The sequence below is a fragment of the Coprococcus sp. ART55/1 genome, from assembly GCF_000210595.1.
Taxonomy (GTDB): domain Bacteria; phylum Bacillota; class Clostridia; order Lachnospirales; family Lachnospiraceae; genus Coprococcus; species Coprococcus aceti.
On record NC_021018.1, the window covers coordinates 797,160 to 800,681 of the forward strand.

Below are 3,522 nucleotides of genomic sequence, written 5' to 3' on the forward strand. Positions count from 1 at the left end.
TTAAACGTGATGAAAGAGGAAGAAATCGGGATTGCGGAGCTTGCCAGAATTTCCGGTGTGCCGGAGAGAATAATCCTTGACATTATGGCAGGAGTTAAGGAGCCGGAGCTTGGTGCTATGTGCAAGATTGCAGAGGGACTGGGTATCTGTGTCCATGAACTTCGTGCGGATGAGGAGAGTTATGCGGTATCCGTTCCGAAGGATACCCTTGCCAAGCTGATCGTTGTCAGCGAGATTAACAACGTGGAGTTGGAGGAAATGATTAACTGTATTCTGGAAAAAGGTATTGAGGAGCATGGGTTTTATGAGTAAATAAGACTATTTAACTATATGGTACAAAATTTTTATCCTTGTACCATATAGTTTAGCAAAATAAAAGGGACTAGTTGGTTTTAGTTATCAGGTGTATAATTGTAACATGTTCAGAAGTATTTTAGAAAAGGAGTATTGAATATGCACCAGTGTTGTGAGCAATGCTTTCTACAAAAGAATATTAGAGAGTATATTAATAATAGACGAAGAATAGGAAACTGCTGTTATTGTGGTAGGAAAAATGTTGCGATTGCGCAAACTCGAGAGGTTGGAATCTTTATAAGAGAGTCACTCGATAAAGAGTATGAAGTGTTAGGGGAAGATACGGGCTCAATGTATGATTCAGAAGATGATATGTACATAGATCGATATGGGGAGGAAGCAGGTATGTCTATTAGGGAGATATTATTTGAGAAAGAAGATATTTTTAATTATAATGCAGGAACGGAACAATTATTTGTGGATTTATTTTTAGATTCAGCGGTGAGCCAAGAAGATATAAAAAATGGTGAAGTTGATAAATATGAAGATATTGAATCCGATTTGTTTGTAGTAAAAAATGCATTGTATGGTAGTGAAAGCATTACGGAACATTATAAATGGGAAGAATTTAAACACTTGGTTAAATACTATAATCGTTTTTTTGATATTAATCCAAAAATAAAAAAAAGAGATGAATTACTTGAGGCATTAAAACCATATTTTGAAAAAATGTCGGAAATATTACCTCGAGGGACTGAGCTTTATCGAGTAAGAAAGATGGAGATTAAGAGTGCAAGTCACTTAAATTCGTTGGATATGTATAAAGAGCTGTCTCCAGCACCACCCCAATTTGCAACTAATAATAGGATGAGTCCGGCGGGGATATCTTACTTATATGTTGCTACGCAACCGCAAACAGCATATTTGGAATGTCGTTTGCATGATGGAGATTGTGCAGTTCAAGCAAAGTTTATTACAAAAAAGAACCTAAATGTATTAGATTTATCTCAAGAAGTAGATTTTAATATAAGTAATAGCATTTTTCTGTTGATTATAATTCGGATGTTTTGTGGATTAATGATTTTTTAAATCAGTTTGAAGATGAAATAAGTAGACCAATAAATCCTAATAATGATAGGTCATATGAATATATTGCGACTCAAATGGTAGCGGAGTATGTTCGGTTGTTAGGATATGACGGAATAAAATATAGAAGCAGTGTGAGCTCTGAGGGATTAAATTATGTATTTTTTTGTGGACCAAACAGTAAAATTAGTGGATATATATATGATTCGTGTTATGGAGCAATGGGATATGAAGAATTGAGATATTTTACGGATTGGTTCTATATTGATGATGTTAAGGCAGTAAAAATAAGAGAAAAGGTTATTTCATCTATAAGAAATGAGGATTTGTTTTTTCTGTCAAATGTTAGTAGGAGTGACATTAATGCAAGTGATGTTTTTGGGATAAGTGGTGGAAACTTTACATATAGTTCTTTTGTTGATATCAAACAGTTTATAAAAGATATTCCAAAATGCATGATGGAGGATGGATATGGAACAGATATTTCAGATGATATTATTATGCATTTATTGGAAAGTCTTAAGAAAGGCGAAGGAGAAACGCACTATTTTTCATGCTCTATCGGATTTGGTTTTTTGAATGTACGAATTGATAACGAAACATATGAGTATTCTAATGGAAAAAGTTTTGATGATTATATAAAGCCAGTTGTTTTTCATAATAAATAATAGAATCTGTGGCTATTTAAGCACTTTTGGGATCATCCAAAGTGCTTTTCTTATATTTGAAATAGAGTAGAACGGAAAGGAGAAGATAAAAAATGAATAAAGTTTACCGTCACTGGTGGCAATGGCTCATGAACGAACCATAGCCACCTTTTTTGTTGCAGAAAATCAAATAAGAATGGAGGTTTATCATGAGAAAATATAAATTGATTTCCGCACTGGCAGAGGAAACAGCAAAAGAAGTCGTGCGGAATGAAGAAAGCTGGAGGAGATACCTAAATACTGCTTCCAAACTGTATAAATACCCATTTAAGGAACAGCTTTTAATCTATGCCCAAAGACCGGATGCAACCGCCTGTGCTTCCATAGAGATATGGAATGAAAAGATGCACTGCTGGGTAAACAAAGGTGCAAAGGGCATTGCACTGATTGATGAGGACAGTTTTTCCGGTTTGAAATATGTCTTTGATATTTCAGATGTGCATAAGGCAAGAAGAATCGGACAATTCCCTAACATTTGGGAAATGCGTGAGGAACACATGGAAGCGGTGATTTCCCGTTTGGAAAAAACTTATGGGGACACCGACAGGGAAGCCGGGTTTGTGGGACGTATCCGGGAGATTGCCGGACGGATTGCAGAGGACTGTTATAAAGAGCTTGCTTCGGATATGGAATACTTAAAGGAAGGGAGCTTTCTGGAGAAACTGGACGAGCTGAACGTGGAAGTAAGGATACGGGAAACCCTTGCCGACAGCATTGCCTATACCGTTTTAAAGCGGTGTGGCATGGAGGAGAGTGAGCTTGCCGAGGAAATAAATTTCCCTTATATCCATGAGTTTAACACAGTGGAAACGCTGTCACAGCTTGGCAGTAATGTGTCTGATTTATCCAAGCCAATCCTTATGGAAATTGGAAAAGCAATCGGAGCGTATGACAGGCAGATTGCCCAAAATCGGGAAGAAACGAGAGTAGGCAGGGAACATATCGACACCCTTGAGAAAAATATCGAAAAAGAACTTGCAAATGCATCTGAAGCAGACTATAATGCGTTAAAGCGTGAAAGCGAAAGCCAAGACGAACAATCTATCACACAGACCGGAGAAATCGGGGAAAGGAGCAAATATGATGAATCTGACATACGAGAAGAACGGGGATTATCAGATACCGATGGTAGCAATGGACGAACAGCCGAAGGAGGTACTGACAAAGTACGGACTGATGAGGAAGAAGTTCTTACAGGAGCACAAGAACGGAGTATATACGGGACTTCTTCTGAGCGGGAAGCTGAAGGAACACTTGTTGATGATACAGGAGCAGGCAGAGGAGAGAATGGAGCTTCTGACCAGACAGATGAAGGAGAGAGAGGGGATAACGGAGCTGATGAAAGCAGAGAATCAGATGCTCTGGGTAGCGAAGATGAACAGCATCGTATATTCGGCAGAGGAGATCGTGATGACGGAACTGATCTACAGTTAAA

Annotated in this window: 3 protein-coding genes and 1 pseudogene; all 4 read left to right on the plus strand. The window is 38.0% G+C overall.

What is annotated here, in order from left to right:
- A partial coding sequence (locus CCU_RS03825) for a helix-turn-helix domain-containing protein (protein WP_208895965.1) occupies window positions 1–312 on the plus strand: 312 nt, incomplete at its 5' end.
- Between the two features lie 141 nt (window positions 313–453).
- Complete coding sequence (locus CCU_RS14260) at window positions 454–1,383, plus strand: HEPN-associated N-terminal domain-containing protein (protein ID WP_015533642.1); 930 nt, start codon at window positions 454–456, stop codon at window positions 1,381–1,383.
- Complete coding sequence (locus CCU_RS14265) at window positions 1,362–2,048, plus strand: RES family NAD+ phosphorylase (protein WP_208895966.1); 687 nt, start codon at window positions 1,362–1,364, stop codon at window positions 2,046–2,048. The genes CCU_RS14260 and CCU_RS14265 overlap by 22 nt, the downstream gene beginning before the upstream one ends.
- A gap of 188 nt (window positions 2,049–2,236) precedes the next feature.
- Window positions 2,237–3,522: pseudogene (locus CCU_RS14410) on the plus strand (DUF3849 domain-containing protein); the annotation flags it as partial.

Excerpts from the sequence above, each read along its gene's own strand:
- CCU_RS14260 (WP_015533642.1), top strand. The coding sequence starts at position 454 with ATGCACCAGTGTTGTGAGCAATGCTTTCTACAAAAGAATATTAGAGAG.